Here is an 18,069-nt window from a genome sequence, read left to right as displayed (position 1 = left end):
TCCCCAAACCATTGATTTTTAAACAGTCATTTACACGGGTACGTCAGTTTTTAATGTTCCGGTCTATTATCACTATTTGACCGGTTCTGACCCTACCACTACCAAATGTCATTAAAATATGTCCCCTTGACCTATCCGATAGTTTTAATTCGAGGCTGAATATTAGTTATTTTTAGTTAAAATTAAAGAGGGATTTTTGCAATAATTTAATCCCTTTATTTGCTACATCTGAATAACTCAACTCTCCCGCAAATATGCGGCTCATAGTCGCGGTGGCTGAAGGTTTTTTGACAGCTACTTTATAGCCAAATTGAGGAAAACGGTAAAATATTTGAGCTAATTTCTGAGCCCACATCATCTGATTACCCCATTCCTCATTTATCGTCTCTGTGTACTTATCTAAAGCATTAATATTCCCCCCTAGGGCTTGATTAATTGCTTCAGCAGCTTTTAAACCACTAAAAATAGATGGACGAATACCCTCAGCCGTAAATGGATCAACCACACAAGCCGCTTCTCCTGCTAAAACTGCATTTTGGGTATGTAGTTTTTGTTTACCATCCCACAGAGAAATCGGATGTCCGCATTCGGTAGCATTATCTAAATTCAGGTTAAAAAATGTCGCATAATCTTCTAATATTCGTTTAAAATTTTGTGCTTTGCGTTGTTTAGAAAAGGCTCCGGCTCCTAGGGAATAGCCGTCAGCTTTAGGGAAATTCCAGCCATAACCACTATTGACTAAACCAAACTCAAAATAGGTTTTCATATCCACAGGTTCAGATGTCGGTATTTCTAATTCTAACGCCCCCGCTACCAGTTTCTTTTGTTTGGTAAATCCTAACCATTTTGCCATAGGACCTTTAGCACCATCCGCCCCAATTAAATAACGACCCGTGTAGGTATCTTCCGGGGTTTTAACTAACCAGCGATCGCTCTTAAATTCTATCCCCATAACCTCCGTATTATCTTTAACTGTAGCCCCTTTACTGATAGCCTGTTTCACAATAAAATAATCAAAAACCTCTCGCCTGACCATCCAAATCGGATTGATTTTTAATTCCACCTCTATGGGTTCCGATTTATTCCATGTATAATAAACCACATGAGTTTGCAGAGAAATTGCCGGCGAAAAATCGAAATCAAACCAATCCTGAACTACCGGAGAAACTCCACCCCCACAGGGTTTATATCGTGGCAAAATCGCTTTATCAATAACTAAAATCGAATGACCTTTTTTCGCCAAATGATAGGCTGCTGTCGCTCCCGCTGGACCTGAACCTACAATAATACAATCAAAAATCATTAATTTATCCTTAAAATTAAAAGCAGGGAATTAAAGATTAGTCGGTGTTTCAATAATCTTCTCCCCTGCTCTCTAACTATCTTAACCTGGGTGGGTTTATTATGACGGGGATAGATAGGGCGGGTTTATTATGACGGGGATAGATAGGGCGGGTTTATGTGCATTTATCTGTTACTACCATATAGCCCCGTGAACCCGCCCCTACCAATTACCATATAGCCCCGTGAACCCGCCCCTACCAATTACCATATATCCCGGTGGGTTTACACCCATTAAGGTTTCCGTTGGCGAACTGCTGGAGCCGCCGCCGCCCCATAGTTGATCCGACACCCCACGTTAAAGATGCTTGAACCGCATTCTAAGGGTACTATTTGGTCATTGAGGATGGCGCTACAACTGACATACTCATCGCCATTGGTATCTCTGATCATACACCTAATCGGAGTCGCTCCAGAACTCTTTGACCAAGCCTTCATCCCTAACTCCGCTACTATATGAGACCAAAAAAATGACAGCAAACCGATCGCCGCTACTACGGACAGAACTATTCCTACTTTCAGTTGCCAACTATTGATGATATTTACGAATTTATCCTTGATGCTACTTACCGCCTCTACAGCATTATTACTGGTTTCGGTTGAATTATCTGCCATTTGTTTATTCTCCTGTCGTTTTTTAACAAGATAGCGCATTAACACTCCCTCGTTACCGTCTCCCCTTAACAGCTAATATTTTGATAGCCGATTATGTTAAGTTTTGTTACAAATTGTGGCGATCGCCCTAGTAATGAGAGATAACTATTGACTTGGGCGGGTGGCTGTGCTACCATTTTACATAATGGGAGGCATGACTTAAAAATTATTTTTGGATATATTTCAATTATAAAGCGTAATGCTATAATATTACCTCCCATTCCCCCATCTTGTCAACCCCTTTAGGGCGGCGGGCAATTTTTTTAAAAAAAATTTAGAGCAATGGAATGGCGGCAATTGTGGAATTAATTAAGCCTTTAACAAGCGGATAAATTCCAGTGGTAAGCCGTCAGCATCAGCAATAAAAGCGACCTCATAAACGCGGTTACTGATTAGCTGTTGGGTAGGGGGAAGGAGAACCTTTAAAGAGGGGATGCGATCGCTTAAATCATGAATCCAAGTAGGTAAATCAGGAGTAATATCAGTCAAGTCAAAGGAGAGATGATAGTAACCGACATAATGTTCATCTCCAAAGGGGTCAGGGGGTGGTGACGGTTCAGGAATTTGGATAAGTTCAAGGCGGCCCAAATCCCCTTGCATCCAACAGGCGAGGGTGTAGCCAGTAGTAAAGCGATCGCTGACATCGAACCCCAACTGCTGATAAAATGCGATGGCGCGATGAATATCAGCGGTGCGAATAGAAGCATGGTGCATGAAGTTATCCCCATCTATTTCAATCACCGTAAATAATAAGGATAAGATGCAGGAGAGTCCTTTTCTTTTTCCTTTTCCAGACTAAAGTTAATCACATCCCAACAGGGTTCAACCTGTGGCGAGGGGCTAAACTCTACAGGAAGACCATATAGACGAGTTTCCGCCACCTCCGATTGGTCACGCCAGGGGGTGTTACGTTCAAGATAAGAACTAATTAACTCCTGGTAACGCTGGGCGATAATGACTCGTGTGGCTCGATATCCCTGAGTATATAAGCGATCGAGGGCTTCGTGTATTTCAAAGCGGATACCGTCAGGATGGGTATGCTGTCGATACCATTCATCCTCCCATAAACGCCATTGTCGCCCGGATTGAAGATGTACCAATTCGCCAGTTTGAGGATCAGCTTCAAAAGCCCCATGTCGAGGACAGAGGTAAGTATCGGTCAGGGTCAAAGCGGGGATTTTTTGGCGACAGTGAGGACAGCGAATCTCCGCCCCAAAAATAGGGTACTGCAAGACAGAATTTATCATGAAAGAGTTTTCCGAGCCAGTAGTGGTCTATTATAACGATGGGTTTTGTATATGTATCAATCAGCCATCCCTTTAAGCTATGAACCTACCTGATCAAGCTCCCATTTGTCCAGCAGTCGGTCATTTTCCCCCACCTGATTTGTCTAAGGCTGCATTTGTCGCCCCAGGTGCGGTGGTGGTTGGTGATGTACAAGTGGGTTCAGGAGCGAGTATTTGGTATACTGCGGTAGTGCGGGGGGATGTTGAACGGATTATTATAGGCGATCGCACTAATATTCAAGATGGGGCTATTCTCCACGGCGACCCCGGATATATTACCCATTTAGAACATGATGTTACCGTAGGTCATCGGGCGGTAATCCATGCCGCCCATATTGAACCGGGAAGTTTAATCGGCATTGGGGCAATTATACTAGATGGAGTGCGAGTCGGTTTCGGTAGTATTATCGGCGCGGGTTCTGTAGTGACCAAAGACGTACCACCGCGATCGCTAATGGTGGGAGTTCCCGCTAAACGTATCCGGGAAATTTCCGAAGCCGAAGTCACAGAACTTATTGACCACGCCCAACGATACGAGAAACTGGCACGATTTCACGCCGGAGGTGGCACGGAGACCGGATTTGAACTAAAATAGGGACGCACTCTAAAAATTCCTTGGCTACCAGTTATCCCATGAGGGATGAAAATGTCGGAGAAATTGTTATAGCCGGGGTGGAAGGTGGAAAATCAGCTTGACACTCCCCGCTCTGAAGAGACGGGGATTCTTGGCTCACCGAGACCACTTAAACTAGATTCCTTGCGTCGTCTAGCCCAGAGGTGGGACTCTCCCCAAGCGTTACTTTCGGTTATGGTCGAAAGGGAAGTCGCCTTCCCCAACTCCAATACAAAACCGTGCTTGATACTTTCACATCACACGGCTCCTGATGTGGATACCCCTTTTGACATCGGGAACAGGGTAACGACTTCCTGCTTTGTGACTTCAACTTTTAGAGCTAAATACAACATCGTAGTCTTTAAACTCGCTATCGTCGTAAACACTCCTAATTGTCGCCATCTCTATATCCACACCGTGACTAGTGGGCATATCCTAACCATTACAGTTAGGCATTGGCTTTCAGTCACATCCTTTCCCCTTAAAGGTATGCGCTTACACTTTTCACTACTGTGCAGGTACATCCTGCCACTTGAGAGCCTAAAAGGGGTTTAAACGTTCCGTTTATACGGGCATTCCATCTTTAGATTTGTCCTCAGAACCGGGGTACTTTTAAAGGTCTGTGTAGGTATCTCATACAAAATCCTACTTTTCCCCTTACTCTTTTGAGCGCAGCGTATCAACCTATTTCGCTACTGTGTTATTACGATGGTTCAAGCCGGACATTCGGTTTCCCTAATCATGGATGGTTGGCAGTGGTCGGATTATTGGGAATAGGTTTCCCTCACGCCTTCCGTTCCCCGCTTCAATCCTGGGGTTATGATTCCCAAAACTGGGGGTGGCTATCGCCGTTACTCTCAACGCCCTGATTTCTCAGTTGGTTTATGACCTTGAGTTCCCTGCCTTGCTTAGATTTCTCCAAGCGTCGGGACATATAAACAGTTATGGGATGGTTAGGGGTGCGAATCCCTTATATTCCACCAAGGGGTGGAAGTCCCACTAGGAGGTTATTTCAGGCATTGCAGCCTTATTTGACTCCTAAACGTCTCGCACGTATGCCCTACCGTAGTTGCATTTCTGCCAATCCTGTTTAGATTAAAGCAAATATACCTCAAAAACTGATTTGTCTAGTTCCTGTGAATCTTTTACCTGCTGCCTGGAGGAAGCTAGAACAATGCAGCAAAACCGCATAGATTCAATGGTCAAGGTTCAGTGTACGCCTTGAGGCAACAAGGTTTTTTAAGTGGTTGGTTACCTTTATCCACGCTCAATCTGTGTAGCATTTATCTAGTAAGCGTGTCAAGTCAAACAGCGATGTTGTTCGAGAGTTGATCAGGTCTTGGGCTGACGGGCACTAAAGTACCCGTGTCGCCTTTCATCCTTGCTCTCTTGAGACAAGGTTTTCATGCTCCAGTGCTGTTCGCATAACAACACCCTCAAGACCCGAAACATCCTGTCGGTACTATTGCATACCTGGCTGGAGTTGCTGGATGATAAGTACAAGTTGCTAGGACCCGCAAGACTTTTTTTGGTGATTTACGGGCGTTAACCTGTTACCTGTACTTAGACAGTTGGGAGGGCCTACTGACGTTTATCCTGCAAGGTTTAGAGTTAGACATTCTACCCAATAGCAGTCGAATTTCTATAATGAGAATGGCTGCGATCGTTTACAATAGGGTGATTGCTCAGTGGAAGCATTCCCAGATCTGATGGAAAAAGATAAAGAATTTGCCGTTCATCAACAAGTTAGAGTGATTGCTCTACCGCCATATATCAAAACAGCGGAACCCATGCCGATTCTACGGCCTCCGAACGTGATCAAGTTAGGTGAAGTGGGGGTAGTTCTCGATCGCCGTCCTGGTGGTTACTGGGGCGTTAGATTCACCAAAGGTTCATTTTTAATAGAGAGCCAATATATTGAGGCAGTGGAAAACCCAGAGCCAGAAAGCAGGGTGTCTGACTGACACCCTGGGGAGTTAAACCAACAGTCAAATTACCACAGGCCTCTAATTGGACCAGGAGCCGGCGCTGGTGCCGGCGCTGGTGCGGGTACAGGCCGTGGCACTGGTGCAGGTGCAGGCCGTGGCGCGGGTGTTGGTGCGGGCCGTGGTTGTACAACACCAGCACCAGCACCTGGTAAATCAACTCGTTGAGCAGAACAGCCACCGACAATTCTTGTACCATCGGAGAACTGAGTCCCAAACTGTGAACCCTGTCTAAACAGAGATCCCAATTCGGTACTTACGCTCTGCATTTTAGCGACTGTTGCCGGAATATTGGCGACATCGACATACATTCCCGGCACAGGATAGTATTTCAGAAACTCCAAGAAAGAGATTTTGCCATCGTTGCTGAGGGCGTTAATCAGTCCAGCGCGAATAGCTTTGCCATTAGCAACTCGCCGATGGGTTCGTACAGTTGCACCAATTTCATCAGTTAGTTCTTGACCTGTGGGAGTGTAAATCATACAGGAAAATGGTACTAGGTCAAAGCCAATTTCTAATCCCATCAATCCCCGCAGGGTGTCTGCCTGAATCCCGGAAGCACCGACAATCTGGCGAATAGTTTTAGTGGTCACTCCATCTCTGGTAAATGCCTCTAAATCGCTGATGTTGATGGGAGCTTGGAAAGGTCCATAGGTGAGAATCACTCGCTCGGCGGCGATCGCACCACTTTGAGCAAAAATTACACCAGCGATCGCTCCGAAAAACAATCCCGGACGAAAATTCTTCACACTTGGTAGTTTCATGTAAAACCTCACTTAAAAGAATGAAAACTGCCATTTCTCATAACAGATACACTTAACCCCCAAAAATTGGGCAATAGTCGGAAGTATCTGAGTATTGCACAATCTTAAAAAGCAGACGTGGAGGTGTCTCTTAATGCTTTCAACATTAGGTTGAAAGCGGACTATTCTCATGTACAAATCGCCTTTTGTCAGCCAAAATTTACAGGCGATGCACTTTACGTCTACTACAGAACAGCTATGCTGCTATAGGCCTTGACGGTTCCGAGTGTATCAATAGTTGGGTATAATGTCAAGCATTTGGGTAAGAATTTCCCAATAATAAACTAGCAGTCGGCAGGCCTTATGCACCACAATTTCGGATCCGGTTGCGGTTATAGTCAGCTTAAATGTAGTTGCCAAATTTCACAAGCTCGAAAACATTAATTTTTGCCAATCTGTTCCTAGTTCCCAGGATTTGAGGGGTTAACTAGGTAGCAAAATGAAGAGTGATTTCATGGCTTCTAGGCTTAGAATGGCTACTACTCCTCCCGCTGATAGGAGAGTCACGGGAATCAGAATCCTCTGTAGTAGACGCAGCGATCGCATTAGTTCCTGTTCATAGTATTGTTTAACATTATACAGGGCACCATCGAGATGTCCGGTTTCTTCGCCAGTGCGAATCAAATTGATAGCGATCGCCGGGAGTCGTTCCCGCAGACATTGGCTGAGATTTTTGCCGGCGGGAATTTGTCCCAAGGCTACGGTTAAAGTTCCCCTCATCTGCGGACATGGAATGCGATCGCGCACCAATTCGATCGCCATGAGAATTGGCAAGCCACATCTAATGGGCAATTCCAACTCAGCTAGATATAGCATAGAACGGGCGGTTTGAATACGACGGATCAAAGGCAGTCTGGGGATAAGTTTGTAGACCATAAACCCGACAACGCCGGCTAGAAACATCCACAACAGCCAATCATTTAGGTTAGCCTCATGGGTGTATAAGATAGTCGCCAGTAGCAACAGAAGACTGAAAGCAGTAGTCGCAGCAGCTATGGTCACAGAACGATAAAAATTTTGTCGGTGGGTCTGCTGTTTTTCAATTTCAGCCAGTTGTAACAACATTTCCGGTAGTGCGCCGCTGGTGGCTGCTATATCCAGCAAACTAGCAGTCCACCAGTCAAATATCCGAGGGGCTCGTCTGAAAGCGACAGATAAATCTTCCCCACGACCGAGAGATTTAATCACTTTCCCCAGGTAACGACCAAGCCGAGGATTGCTTTTTTTGGCGATTACTATCAAACTTTGATAGACTGTCAAACCAGATTCCAACAGCACTGCCAGTTTAGTATATAGTTGGGCTTTTTCCTGGGGGGTCATAGGGCATGGGTGCAAGGAATTAGGAACTCTCTTTAAAACCGGGTTTCTATGCTGTTTCTAGGTTGTCAAAGAATATTTTCGGAATAAACGGGGTTTTTTGAACATCAACTGAGCCATGACTTTCGGCCATGGGGGTTGCTCGTTGGGGGTTACATATCTACGAGTTTCCGCCTGACTCGTTCTCGGTGAGCGATAATTGGTGATCGTTGGGGTTGTTCGCTGAGTTCTAGGGCGATCCCATAGGAATTAAAAGCCTCTTGATATAGGGCAATTTGCTCGAAGGCTTGGCCGCGTCTGACCCAGGCTTCCCAGTAGTCGGGTTTGATTTTAATGAGTCGGTCATAAGCAGCGATCGCATCTTGATAGCGATCGAGTTTTTCCAAGATCGCCCCTTGTTCTAACCAAATTTGGTAATTGTCTGGCCAAATAGCGATCGCCTCAGAAAAAGCATCCACCGCCTGCACATATTGTCCCAAACGAGCTAAAACCTGTCCCAGTTTCACCCAGGCTTGAAAGTTATCAGGTTTTTGGCGAACCAATTTCCGATAAGCCATGACTGCTTCTTCATCTCGTTTAAGTAGTTCCAATGCCATACCTCGCTGTAGTCCCACTTGGTCTGCTAGTTCGAGGGTTAAAACAGTAGTTTGAATTACTTTATCGTAGGCCTTCAGCGCATCCTCATAGCGTCCTAATCTTTCTAAGGTCAATCCCCGCTGGTTCCAAGCCTCGAGGAAGTTTGGTTGTACTTGCAGGGCATTATCGCAGGCAATTATGGCTTCTGGGTAACGCCGCAACTGAAATAAAGCGACTGCGCGACCTAACCAGGCTTCGGGAAAGTTAGAATTGAGTTGAGTAGCGCGGTCAAAAGAAGCGATCGCGGATTTATATTCTTTTAAATCCAGTAAAGTTTGACCCCGACCTATCCAAATAGCTGGGGACTCCGGGTTAATTTCCAAAGCCCGATCTAGGCTAAGTAAAGCAGTTTTCGGCCACCCCGATTTCAGAGCCATACCTTTATAAAACCAGGCTTCGTAATCGTTGGGTTGCAGTTGGATCACTTGGTCATAACAGGCGATCGCATCATTGTAGCGATGTAATTTTTGTAAGGCAATCCCCCGATTAAAAATAGCCTTGAAGCTCGCTGGTTGCAGTTCTAAGGCTTTATCGTAGGAAGCGATCGCATCGACATAACGATGCTCACGAGTCAGCATTTCCCCACGATGAAACCAGGCTTCATAGTTAGCCGGTTCCAGTTTGACCGCCCGATCTAATGATGCCACGGCTTCACTATAGCGATCGTCATTCATCAAAGCACTACCCTGGTGATACCATAGAGCCGAAATATTTGGTTTAATTTCGATCGCCCGTTTATAGGAAGCCGCAGCAGCCTCAAATTGTAGGGATGCTTCCAAAGCCAAACCCCTCTCATACCAGGCTTCAAAGTTATTGGGTTCCATAGTTAAAGCCTTGTCAAAAGAGGCGATCGCTTCTTCATAGCGTTCTAACTTCGATAGAGTCATACCTCTAAACGTCCACGGCCAATAATTTCTCGGACGCAATTTAATAGCCCGATCATAGGCCCCCAGTGCCTTTTTATACTGTTTCAACTTTCGTAATGTATTACCCAAGCGCAACCAAGCCGCCCACGAATCAGGCTTTAACTTAACCGCGATCTGATAATGTATCAGAGCCTGATCATATCGCTCCCGTTTATATAAACGATTCCCCTGGTTATACTCCCGAAATGCTTTAAATATATTGAATATCCCCCAGTTCCCGGCTTGATCTTGTTCCACCCCAACAGAATCACCCTCACCAGTGGATGTCTGAGATGTTTCAGCAGGGGTAGTTACAGGCGCAGGCTGCTGGTTTAACTGTTCATCTGTGTTCAGCAACGTCTCTTTCCTCACCGTGGCTTGATTTTGACTTTACCCACCCCGGTTAGACAGGGCTTTTTTGACTTTCAGATATCTTGCCAGTTTACCAGAATTGATACTCCGGCGGTGAACCAAACATCGTCAACCAAGTTTTCCCAGGTTAGATCGCCATACTTGGGCTTTAATTCACAAAAAAGTTTCCTTGTCAATACCTAGATTATCAGTAAAAGTTATATTGTTTATAGACTTGATTTATAGTTGTGATCTAAATCATAGCCAAAATCTGAAAATGTAAGGCAAGATCATTGATGGGAGAACGAAGGATATCCAAAGCCAATGGCAATATTTAACCGTCAATAACCCACCACTAAATGGGAGTACCGATTCTAGTGGGGGCTTGAAATAGCCCTAGTTGGACTGATCAAGCTAGGAAATGCGATCGCTAACCATTGCGGATTAGTTGTCAACAAGATTGAAGATCCAGTGTACAGCAAAAAGTATACTAACTGGTGGCGATCGCCATCTGTATTCCTATTTGAGGGATTTAATCATGAATTGGGCAAACCATACTATGCCCCGTCTGCACCTTGCTAGTTGGGTTAAAAATCATTCACACCACCATTTTCACCCATCATTTTCGCCCCTTCAACCTCTGCGACAGTGGCTGAACCAGATACAAGTCAAAAATCCGAAAACCGCCCGATTGCTATGTAGTTTAATTCCGACTCAATGCCCCTTTGAGCGAGATATTAAATTTGGCGATCGCACTATTTTTCACATTCCGCCCTTATGCAAACTCAATCCGGTTTATGAAGAATTAGTCAGTTTACGTTTTCGCGCTTTATGCTATCTGGCTGATGAATGTGGCGAGGATATCACCGCTTATCTCGGAGGCTAAAATCAGATGAAATGGTGAACCGCCAGATCAGAGTTTAATGGTTGACGATTAACCCCCATCACCCTACAACCCCTAGGTTGGAGGAGATGGGGGATTGTTAATCGAAATTAACCCCCAAAAAGATGGGCAAAAACCATGGTGTTAATGAACTAAAATCAGCCTCAGTTTTCAGAAAACGGCAAATGGGCAGGTTGAGCAAATTATCAAGTGGAAAGGTGAACTACGCAACTCCATAAGCGCGATTCATTGGCAGTGGTAGTTAACCAATTGTCTCTACTTTACTGATCTAATTCCGCATAGTGAGACTCTGATAATTCAGGTTTATCTGCGGTCCTATGGTTAGGGTGTAACCAGACAATTTGACGCTGGCGGGGGTCTATTCGGTTGCCATTTTCTTGCATAATATTTTGAGCTTGTTGAGGGTCAAAATAGCGACTAAACTCCTCTTGATGTTGTTGAACCCTGGCTTCAGTCATATTAACTTCCGCCTCAATTTCTCGCCATTTATCATGGACGATGCGTTGATTCGGCACAATTTGGACCAGTGCTGCTACTGCGAATGCAGATAATGTGAAATTTGTCAATATTTTCGCCGTAGTTTCTAATGCGAGCGATCGATGATTTCGATTGGTGCGAGGTCGGACTCGGGCTTGAGAACGACGACGCAAGGGACGGGGAGACTGCTGTGGTTTTTGAGGTGGTGTAGAAGGTTTAATCGCGTACATGATCGTCGTCTCAGTATATTTTTATCATCGAGTCTGATGCGAAGGCAAGTTGTCAGGCTGGTAGCCCGGTTGATGCGTCCCTGCATCATCTGTGGAGTTATGCAATCCTTTGCTGCGAAACTTAACCCGCAGCACTATAAATAAAAAGACCCCGACAGTTAAGCCTAGTGATAGAGACTAATTTACTGCATTATGCAGCAATTGTCTCCATTACGATCGCTTTTCTGTCGAAGTCCGGTTATTGTCCCTAGAGACAACAAAGACAGGGATCGATTCTATTTATAAAGTTCGGTGGAAAGACGGAATGCCAAAATACCGGGGATCAAGGCAATTACCAAAGCCACAAAAACTTGGGTATCGGTTAGAGACATAATAAAGAAACTCCTTGGATCTGAATGTGATCTTGATTGTTGACTAATTTGAACTAATATGGGTCGCTTGGGAAGAGTTTGTAACAAGTTTAAACAAAATGTTACGGTTTTTGGGGAAACTGGGGACCACTGATGGCGATCGCCATTGATGTCCCCAAACTGATGCTATTCTACCAGCCAGGACTTGAGGCTAGGCTCCCAGCTTACCAATTCCTCATCCTTAAACCACAGGGCGATTTCTTTTTGGGCTGTTTCTGGTGCGTCTGACCCGTGAATTAAGTTGCGACCAACACTAATCCCAAAATCTCCCCGCAGGGTTCCCGGTTCAGCATTCAGGGGGTTAGTAGCGCCGATAATCTTCCTAGCAGAGGCGATGACACCTTCTCCTTCCCACACCATTGCTACTAGAGGACCGGAAATGATGAAAGAAACCAGATCATTGAAAAATGGTCTTTCTTTGTGGACATCATAATGTTGTTCAGCCAGTTGGCGGCTGGCTTTCATCATTTTTAAACCCACCAGGGTAAAGCCTTTGGCTTCAAAGCGTTTGATAATCTCGCCGATGAGTCCCCGTTGAACACCATCAGGCTTAATAGCTAGAAATGTGCGTTCCAAGCCTAATCTCCTGTTCTTAGCAAATATCTACAGGAATCAGATTAACCCATTTTGAGTCACTGTCATCATTTAATTGGCTGATCAATTGACTCCACCTAGGGAGAGTTAATCGTTGGTGTAGTTGGTCTCAATAGTGTATAGTGCCACTGTCCCTGAATCTATAACCCCGAAATGCCATCGGATTTATCGCCTATTTGGATTTCCTTAAAAATCTCGCTACTAGCTACAGCCATCACTTTTATAGGGGGAGTTTTGGCGGCTTATCAATTGTATAGTTATCAAGGTAAATGGAAATCATTAATTGAAAGTCTTTTAATTTCTCCCCTGATTTTGCCCCCGACAGTGGTGGGATTTATTTTGCTGCGATTTTTTGGGGATAGAGGCCTATTAAGCGGGGTTTTAGCTATCCTCAATATCAATATTGTCTTTACTTGGTATGGGGGCATTATTGCGGCTACTGTGGTGACTTTTCCCCTCATCTATAAAACTTCCTGTGGGGCTTTTGAACAAATAGATAGCAATTTGTTAGTTGCCGCCCGCATTTTAGGGGCTTCTCAACTCAAGGTTTTTGTGCGAGTAGCGTTTCCTTTGGCTTTTCCTGGTATTATTTCGGGGGCGACTTTGGCTTTTTCTAGGGGACTGGGAGAGTTTGGGGCAACTCTGATGTTGGCTGGCAATATTCCGGGAGTTACTCAAACTATTCCTTTGGCGATTTATGGGGCGGTACAAGCTGGAGAAATTCAGGAAGCCTGGATATGGTCAGGGGTGATTTTATCGATTTCTTTATCGGCAATTACTTTGGCGAATTTGGGGATTAAATGGCAGCGATCGCCTCGCAAATCTCCGGGGGTTAATCATCCTCATATCAAGATTAAACTACCGGATGATTTTAGCATATATCCGCCGGAAAGTAAAGGGTTACAAGTCAATATTTATAAACAACTTCCGGATTTTGGATTACAGGTAAAATTTGCTGGCTATCCCGAAGAACCCCTAGGGATTTTGGGTGCATCTGGTACGGGAAAAAGTATGATTTTAAGATGTATTGTCGGGGTGGATACTCCCACCAGTGGCAGGATAGTTTTAAACGGGAAGGTGCTATTTGATTCTGTCCAGAAAATAAATATTCCGAGTGGCGATCGCCATATAGGTTTTTTGGCTCAAAATTACGCCCTATTTCCCCATTTAACTGTGGCGGAAAATATCGCCTTTGGTTTATCAGACCAACTCTCCCATCGTCAAATACAGAGGAAGGTTGAGGAACAATTAATCAGGGTGAAACTTCCGGGGATAGGAAACCGTTATCCTCATCAACTATCAGGGGGACAACAACAGCGAGTCGCCCTAGCCAGGGCTTTAGTAGGGGAACCCGAAATTTTACTGTTAGATGAACCCTTTTCCGCCCTAGATAGCCACATTCGATATCAAATGGAACAGGAACTTATCCAAATATTAGAAACCTATCCAGGAGTGACATTATTTGTGACCCATAACCGTTCAGAAGCCTATCGTATTTGTCCTCGGTTATTAGTAATTAATCAGGGACGGGTAGAAGCGTCTGGTTCCACACAAGATATTTTTGATCACCCCCCTACTTTATCAACCGCCCAACTGACAGGATGCAAAAACTTTTCACGGGTGGTCAGAATTTCGGAACGGGTGATAAAAAGCCTTGACTGGGGGTGTAACTTAGAATTATCAAATCCCCTTCCCCAGGGATTAACTCATGTAGGAATTAGGGCTTATCAGGTTGGGGAAAACCTGAGTTTATGGTCAGAAACCAACCCACCAGGAGAAAAAAATATCTTTCCTTGCTGGGTAGTTTTTACGATAAAATCACCCAAACAAATGAGCCTTTATCTTAAGTTAAACAGTCCCCCCAATCACCCCCAAAATTATCACCTTCAAGCTGATATTTCTAAAGCTAAATGGCAGGAACTTAATAACCATGAATTTCCTTGGAAAATTGCTCTGGCTGCTGACCAACTTTTGCCACTGGTAAACCCGGATAATTATGATACTATCCCATCACCAGATATCCTGACTAACAGGGGATTAAACTAATTTTTAATACCGCATAAATTCGGGACTACCCAAGAAAATTGCACCCTGTAAATTGGGGGGACTTTCTGCTAAAATTTGGCGAGTTTGGGCAGATAACAAAACCCCTAAAGTTTCCTCTAGCTGCTTGACATCAACTGGGTTGCCTTTATGGAGTAGTCCCCCCGCTAAGGGGACGGCTAAACTACTGCGACGCACCATGGTATCTGGGTTTAACCAAGCCTGTTGAGTGTTTTTATATCCATCAGGAGAAGGACAGCCATAAAGAGGCATTCCCAACTGATTTAAAATGCCGTTAATGGGGTCATAATTAGTCACTTCTCCGACGGCGCGCATGACTGAGGTTATATAACGATAGGGGTTTTTGAATTTACTATTGTAGTGATTTTCCTCCCAAAACTCGGTGCTGTTAAATAAGGTTTTGAGAACTTCGGTGATATCGCCTTGGGTTTCGATAAAGCGATCGCCTAAAGCCTTAACTAAAGATGATGGGGGTTCATCAGCCACAAATGCTTGGGCTAATTTATAACCGATATGTTTGGCGGTGGCGGGGTGACTAGCTAAGATATCTAATGCTTCCTCAACCTCCTCGATACCTCTGCCTTTAATAGTTCTACCCAAGAGGATTTTATCATTAAAATCATGGCGAGTTTCATCAAAATAAAATCCCTCCTGATTGCGGGGGCGATCGCTTGGTTTTGGCAATCCCCAACCTGTCAAAATTCGGGCTAATTCCATCACGTCATTTTGTGTATATCCCCCCTCAACTCCCAAGGTGTGCAACTCTAACAATTCCCGCGCATAATTCTCATTCAACCCCTTAAATCTTCCGGTCGCACCGGGACTATTAGGGGCGGTATTTTGCCAATTATCCAAATAGAATAACATAGCCGGATGCCTAGCGGTTGCGCCTAGTAGGGTGCGGAATTTCCCCCAAACATGAGGTCTAATGGCGTGTTCTTCATAGGACCCAATCCAAATTCTACTCAGTCCTTGCAATCCAAATACATTAAAATGGTTAAACCAAAAATCGACCATCACCTCTTCTAATTGGCGGGGACTATGTAAAGCCCGAATCATTCTAGCGCGACGAATTTGGTTAATTACTCTCTGTTGAAATTGCCGCCTAACTTGTGCGAGTTGAGGCTGTCCTAACCCCAGTTTTTGGGCTTCATTAACCTCTCGATTTTGTTCTCTAACTAGCTTTCCCGGTCGCCAGGGGAGGGTATCTAAGGGCTGAAGTTCCTGGGTGAGAGTTGCCGGAATAGCTAAAGAATTGGGGTTAAGTTGTGAGTTAATATATCCCGCCATCCCGGTATTTTTAATTTGATTAATCTGACCGTTAATTAAGCCTAAACTCAGTCGGTTAACCAGATGAATAATTTGGCGATCGCCCATAATTCTATACTCCTGAAAATGTTAACGCCCTAATTTATTCGGGATACCATCACAGCCGCCGGGAATAGTATTTCGAGATTTTGACCCCGACCAAGCACAGCAATAATAACGATTCTCCTCGGAGAGGTTCAAAACCCCAGTAAAATCAGCATTTTCTATGACAGCCCCAGTATTAGCACCAGTAGAGTAGTCAGGAATTAATGTCCGAGTCCGGGGACTGGCGTTTTCCACTGAACCATAAAAGAATTTAGTCGATCGCAGATTACTATGGGTGAGGTTGGCTTCATAGAGAATAGCGCGAGATAAATTAGCACGCACCAGGTCACAATTAGTTAAATTAGCGCGGACTAGGTTCGCTTCTCCCAGGTCTGTGCGCCGCAGATCGGTATTTTTTAAGTCCGTCCCGGCTAACATGGCTCCTAAATCAATAACTCGAATACCTTCGGCTCTATCTTCAGCATAACTGCCATTACCATCTAATATAGGGCGACCCAAATGGCGATCGCGTTTGAGGGGAGTAATTAACCGCGCCTGGGACAGAAACCGGAGAATTTTGGCTTTCCCATCTGCGTCTACACTACGAATAATGGCGGCGGTCCGTCCCTCTGCAATTACCCGTTCCTGGGGCCAATCTTCTAATAGTCCCTGTTCCCCTAAGGCTAAATCAGAGACCCCCTGAAAATAAGCATCGATGGTCTGTTGTTGGGTGATGCGGTTTTGCTGAATGGTTAAATCCCGGGAGATTACATATTGTCGCCAAGCCACATATACGGCTAAAATGGCGATCATAATTTGACCCAAAGCGCCGATCAATTCCCCCAGCGCCCCGATAGCATCCCAGTTAATTACAATATTACGGGCTGCGTCTGTGTTGGAACCACTCAGCATCAACAGCCCGGTAATTGCCGATAAAATCCCGAAACTAGCGACGATTAAACTACGCCAGATAGGAGGAATTAGGGTTGTCCAAATTTTACCCCAACTCGGCCAAATAATTAACAGTGATGCGGCAATAGCCACAACGGCGCTGAGATAGCCGACCCAGACGTTATCGATCGCTAACCCTAAAATCATGACGGCGATCGCCCCCAGGGTCAACACGGAAGCCAAAAAGTTACTGGGTTTGGGATTTTCCAACTCCCCTTTCCCTTTGTTGTTGGGGGACTCTTCTAGGTGAAACACCTCCCCATGTTCGGTGTAGGATAAGGCTGGATTCTCAGACGCTGAGGGACTCAGGGTAATGGTGTTAGGGCTCTTTCCATTGGGGCTATCAATATCCTGATGAGGCTGTTGCGGTGCGGATAAATTGGGTTCTGTCATACTGGTTGATAAAGGCTAGGAAAGATTTAATGCTCTTCTCTGGATCTATTGTATCTAAAGTTCCGGCAGATCGGGTATCGTAAATGTATTATAAAAATTGACTGATAATTCAGATATAATCAAATTTGCTATATTATATCCATGAAGTGCGAGTTATCTGACTATACCAAAAAATTAGGAGTTAGCTACCCAACTCCAGGGCGTTGCTGGAAGTCTAAACAGCTACCCCATACCACTAAACAGACTGTTACCCGCCAGATTATGGTTGATTTTCACGCCCACAGTTTAGCCCCTTCTGCGAAAATAGTTAGGCAATTTGTCCCATGGTTACATCAGCGGCAAAATCTGGTTATTTAGACTTCCCAGGCGACAGGTTAAGTGAATATGCGATCGCTCCATAAATGAGAGGACAGGTTAATAAGAATACCGCTTAATTCCGGCAAATATTAACTCCATATTATCAGAATATTATCTAGTTTTTGGATAAGATAAATAAAATACAATAAAAACTATAATAAATAACTAATAAGTATTAGTATTTTCTAAGTTATTTATATTCGAAAATTAAAGTATATAAACGACCCCAAAATCGATGAAATCACTACTCCCCATAGGAATTACTAGATGTCTAAATGCGCGCCTATCTAGGCGGATTGCCTTTTGGGTTGCCACTAGCATAGTTGTGATTGAATTAATTATTTTGGTGCCATCAGTGTATCGTCGTCGCCAAGAGTTGTTATCTAAATTGCAGCACCTAACCTCTCAAAAAATCGCTTGGATAGTAGCAACTTACCCCCATCAA

At 44.5% G+C, this 18,069-nt stretch carries 16 protein-coding genes and 1 pseudogene; 5 read left to right on the top strand and 12 right to left on the bottom strand.

Annotated elements, in window-relative coordinates:
• Positions 1 to 172: 172 nt before the first annotated feature.
• The 4 genes from B9T16_RS14695 to B9T16_RS14680 all read right to left on the bottom strand — a co-directional run bounded on the left by B9T16_RS14695 (position 173) and on the right by B9T16_RS14680 (position 3,242).
• Complete coding sequence (locus tag B9T16_RS14695) at positions 173 to 1,303, bottom strand: geranylgeranyl reductase family protein (protein WP_014274086.1); 1,131 nt, start codon at positions 1,301 to 1,303, stop codon at positions 173 to 175.
• 272 nt (positions 1,304 to 1,575) lie between these two features.
• A complete protein-coding gene (locus tag B9T16_RS14690) occupies positions 1,576 to 1,956 on the bottom strand; it encodes a hypothetical protein (protein WP_172973462.1) in 381 nt (126 codons plus the stop codon).
• A 348-nt stretch (positions 1,957 to 2,304) separates the two neighbouring features.
• Positions 2,305 to 2,709, bottom strand: coding sequence for a VOC family protein (locus B9T16_RS14685; RefSeq protein ID WP_006616154.1), 405 nt, complete (start codon positions 2,707 to 2,709; stop codon positions 2,305 to 2,307).
• Positions 2,710 to 2,732: 23 nt separating this feature from the next.
• Entirely contained in the window at positions 2,733 to 3,242 is a 510-nt protein-coding gene (locus tag B9T16_RS14680) for a TIGR02652 family protein (RefSeq protein WP_006616155.1), read from the bottom strand.
• A 79-nt stretch (positions 3,243 to 3,321) separates the two neighbouring features.
• Here B9T16_RS14680 and B9T16_RS14675 point away from each other — a divergent pair, with 79 nt between their 5' ends.
• Both B9T16_RS14675 and sipA read left to right on the top strand, forming a co-directional pair.
• Positions 3,322 to 3,876, top strand: a complete 555-nt coding sequence (locus B9T16_RS14675) for a gamma carbonic anhydrase family protein (RefSeq protein WP_006616156.1) — start codon at positions 3,322 to 3,324, stop codon at positions 3,874 to 3,876.
• 1,727 nt (positions 3,877 to 5,603) lie between these two features.
• Positions 5,604 to 5,858: a regulatory protein SipA gene (sipA, locus tag B9T16_RS14670; protein ID WP_006670270.1), complete on the top strand. Its 255-nt coding sequence runs from the start codon at positions 5,604 to 5,606 to the stop codon at positions 5,856 to 5,858.
• 29 nt (positions 5,859 to 5,887) lie between these two features.
• Here sipA and B9T16_RS14665 read toward each other — a convergent pair whose 3' ends face one another.
• From B9T16_RS14665 to B9T16_RS14655, 3 genes are all read right to left on the bottom strand, one after another.
• The gene (locus tag B9T16_RS14665; protein WP_006618721.1) at positions 5,888 to 6,643 is read right to left on the bottom strand and encodes an alpha/beta hydrolase; all 756 of its coding nucleotides are present in this window, start codon (positions 6,641 to 6,643) and stop codon (positions 5,888 to 5,890) included.
• Between the two features lie 462 nt (positions 6,644 to 7,105).
• A complete protein-coding gene (locus B9T16_RS14660; RefSeq protein ID WP_006618722.1) occupies positions 7,106 to 8,002 on the bottom strand; it encodes a type II secretion system F family protein in 897 nt (298 codons plus the stop codon).
• A gap of 149 nt (positions 8,003 to 8,151) precedes the next feature.
• A complete protein-coding gene (locus B9T16_RS14655) occupies positions 8,152 to 9,897 on the bottom strand; it encodes a tetratricopeptide repeat protein (protein WP_410245108.1) in 1,746 nt (581 codons plus the stop codon).
• Between the two features lie 532 nt (positions 9,898 to 10,429).
• On the opposite strand from B9T16_RS14655, the gene B9T16_RS14650 reads away from it, so the two are divergent.
• Entirely contained in the window at positions 10,430 to 10,777 is a 348-nt protein-coding gene (locus tag B9T16_RS14650; RefSeq protein ID WP_006618724.1) for a Mo-dependent nitrogenase C-terminal domain-containing protein, read from the top strand.
• A 278-nt stretch (positions 10,778 to 11,055) separates the two neighbouring features.
• Here the strand turns inward: B9T16_RS14650 and B9T16_RS14645 are convergent, their stop codons facing one another.
• From B9T16_RS14645 to ndk, 3 genes are all read right to left on the bottom strand, one after another.
• A complete protein-coding gene (locus tag B9T16_RS14645) occupies positions 11,056 to 11,502 on the bottom strand; it encodes a hypothetical protein (RefSeq protein ID WP_006618725.1) in 447 nt (148 codons plus the stop codon).
• A 275-nt stretch (positions 11,503 to 11,777) separates the two neighbouring features.
• Positions 11,778 to 11,873 (bottom strand): photosystem I reaction center subunit XII, encoded by a 96-nt coding sequence (psaM, locus tag B9T16_RS14640; protein WP_006618726.1) that lies wholly within the window; start codon positions 11,871 to 11,873, stop codon positions 11,778 to 11,780.
• A gap of 165 nt (positions 11,874 to 12,038) precedes the next feature.
• Positions 12,039 to 12,488 (bottom strand): nucleoside-diphosphate kinase, encoded by a 450-nt coding sequence (ndk, locus tag B9T16_RS14635; protein ID WP_006618727.1) that lies wholly within the window; start codon positions 12,486 to 12,488, stop codon positions 12,039 to 12,041.
• Between the two features lie 171 nt (positions 12,489 to 12,659).
• On the opposite strand from ndk, the gene modB reads away from it, so the two are divergent.
• Positions 12,660 to 14,552, top strand: a complete 1,893-nt coding sequence (modB, locus tag B9T16_RS14630) for a molybdate ABC transporter permease subunit (RefSeq protein ID WP_006618728.1) — start codon at positions 12,660 to 12,662, stop codon at positions 14,550 to 14,552.
• A 3-nt stretch (positions 14,553 to 14,555) separates the two neighbouring features.
• Here the strand turns inward: modB and B9T16_RS14625 are convergent, their stop codons facing one another.
• Positions 14,556 to 15,947 (bottom strand): DUF1800 domain-containing protein, encoded by a 1,392-nt coding sequence (locus B9T16_RS14625; protein WP_014274087.1) that lies wholly within the window; start codon positions 15,945 to 15,947, stop codon positions 14,556 to 14,558.
• Positions 15,948 to 15,968: 21 nt separating this feature from the next.
• The gene (locus B9T16_RS14620) at positions 15,969 to 17,267 is read right to left on the bottom strand and encodes a pentapeptide repeat-containing protein (RefSeq protein ID WP_006618730.1); all 1,299 of its coding nucleotides are present in this window, start codon (positions 17,265 to 17,267) and stop codon (positions 15,969 to 15,971) included.
• A 592-nt stretch (positions 17,268 to 17,859) separates the two neighbouring features.
• On the opposite strand from B9T16_RS14620, the pseudogene B9T16_RS14615 reads away from it, so the two are divergent.
• Positions 17,860 to 18,069: pseudogene (locus B9T16_RS14615) on the top strand (guanylate cyclase); the annotation flags it as partial.

The organism is Arthrospira sp. PCC 8006 (assembly GCF_046480465.1).
In the GTDB taxonomy this organism is placed as follows: Bacteria; Cyanobacteriota; Cyanobacteriia; order Cyanobacteriales; family Microcoleaceae; genus Limnospira; species Limnospira platensis.
Note: the sequence above shows the minus strand (reverse complement) of the source record. Positions and strands in the feature narration are given on the sequence as shown.

Coding starts and splice junctions, on each gene's coding strand:
- B9T16_RS14650 (WP_006618724.1), top strand. CDS start 10,430: ATGAATTGGGCAAACCATACTATGCCCCGTCTGCACCTTGCTAGTTGG.
- sipA (WP_006670270.1), top strand. CDS start 5,604: ATGGAAAAAGATAAAGAATTTGCCGTTCATCAACAAGTTAGAGTGATT.
- B9T16_RS14645 (WP_006618725.1), bottom strand. CDS start 11,502: ATGTACGCGATTAAACCTTCTACACCACCTCAAAAACCACAGCAGTCT.
- B9T16_RS14660 (WP_006618722.1), bottom strand. CDS start 8,002: ATGACCCCCCAGGAAAAAGCCCAACTATATACTAAACTGGCAGTGCTG.
- modB (WP_006618728.1), top strand. CDS start 12,660: ATGCCATCGGATTTATCGCCTATTTGGATTTCCTTAAAAATCTCGCTA.
- B9T16_RS14685 (WP_006616154.1), bottom strand. CDS start 2,709: ATGCACCATGCTTCTATTCGCACCGCTGATATTCATCGCGCCATCGCA.
- B9T16_RS14675 (WP_006616156.1), top strand. CDS start 3,322: ATGAACCTACCTGATCAAGCTCCCATTTGTCCAGCAGTCGGTCATTTT.
- B9T16_RS14690 (WP_172973462.1), bottom strand. CDS start 1,956: ATGGCAGATAATTCAACCGAAACCAGTAATAATGCTGTAGAGGCGGTA.
- B9T16_RS14695 (WP_014274086.1), bottom strand. CDS start 1,303: ATGATTTTTGATTGTATTATTGTAGGTTCAGGTCCAGCGGGAGCGACA.
- B9T16_RS14665 (WP_006618721.1), bottom strand. CDS start 6,643: ATGAAACTACCAAGTGTGAAGAATTTTCGTCCGGGATTGTTTTTCGGA.
- B9T16_RS14625 (WP_014274087.1), bottom strand. CDS start 15,947: ATGGGCGATCGCCAAATTATTCATCTGGTTAACCGACTGAGTTTAGGC.
- psaM (WP_006618726.1), bottom strand. CDS start 11,873: ATGTCTCTAACCGATACCCAAGTTTTTGTGGCTTTGGTAATTGCCTTG.
- B9T16_RS14680 (WP_006616155.1), bottom strand. CDS start 3,242: ATGATAAATTCTGTCTTGCAGTACCCTATTTTTGGGGCGGAGATTCGC.
- B9T16_RS14620 (WP_006618730.1), bottom strand. CDS start 17,267: ATGACAGAACCCAATTTATCCGCACCGCAACAGCCTCATCAGGATATT.